Genomic DNA, 1,277 nt, shown 5'->3' on the forward strand with positions numbered 1-1,277 from the left:
AATGTAAGTAAAAAACGTCACCAGGATATGCTTCACGGCCAGGGGGTCGGCGTAACAATAATGACATTTGGCGATAAGCAACTGCTTGTTTACTTAAGTCATCGTAAATAACTAATGCATGCATAGCGTTATCACGAAAGTATTCACCAACAGTACACGCAGTATATGGAGCTAAGTACTGTAAGGGCGCCGCTTCAGCTGCTGTAGAAGCAACAATGACGGTGTGATCAAATGCTGAAGAGCGTTGTAGTAAAGAAATTAATTGAGAAACTGAGCTTCTTTTTTGCCCAATAGCACAGTATATACAATACAACGCATTTTTAGGGTGCTTTTTATTTTCCGTTTTTTGGTTTAAAATTGCATCAATAGCGATAGTTGTTTTACCGGTTTGACGATCACCAATAATTAGTTCACGTTGACCGCGTCCAATAGGAATTAAAGCATCAACAGCTTTTACTCCAGTTATCATTGGCTCATTTACGGGTGCACGATAAATAATTCCGGGAGCTTTGATATCAACACGTTTCTGATCTAAGCTATCCGACAAATTTATGCCACCATCAATCAAATCGCCCAAAGAATCTACAACGCGCCCCAATAACTGTTTACCGGCAGGAACACTAATAATGTTTCCGCGGCCAATGACTAAATCACCTGGTCGTACTTTTCTTTCATCTCCGAATAAAACCGCACCAACCGAATTTAAATTCAAATTTAGTGCCATACCTCGGACAGAAATTTCATTATTAGCACCTATAAACTCAAGAGTCTCTCCTGACTTAACACGTTTTAAGCCGCTTATTAATGCGACACCATCAATCACGGAAATCACTGTTCCACGCGATTCTTGTTTTTTTATTATATTTGTTATATTAGTATCTAGTTCAAAATCTGATATATTCATTATTTCTTTTTGTTTCTGTTTTTTTTTGTTTAAAATAAATCCAAATTATTAAATAAATTTATTTAATTGGATTTTCAACTTTTTCTACACAACGAAGGTCAACACAGGGCCTTCACTTAATAGTGGGAAAGTTTTAAATACGTGTGGTAAACTATTGTTATATAAGTTGTAGTAGGACCACCTGGGTGTTGTTATAAATAATAAAAAAAAAAAATAGTCAGACGGCCCAAATCTGGATTCAAATAAAATTTTTATTAAATTTGTTTTTTTTGAAACATCTTATATAAAACCGACACGGTGTTATGGTCCTCTAGGTTATTAACACGGTCTCACGGATTTGCGTATAAACGAAAAGTAGAGCTATATGGGGTAG

General features: G+C 35.9%; 1 pseudogene. It reads right to left on the reverse strand.

The features are described from left to right. A pseudogene (locus tag ACQR30_RS12380) lies at positions 1–904 on the reverse strand (F0F1 ATP synthase subunit alpha); the annotation flags it as partial. Positions 905–1,277 lie beyond the last annotated feature (373 nt).

The sequence above is a fragment of the Arachidicoccus sp. genome, assembly GCF_050436765.1.
In the GTDB taxonomy this organism is placed as follows: domain Bacteria; phylum Bacteroidota; class Bacteroidia; order Chitinophagales; family Chitinophagaceae; genus Arachidicoccus.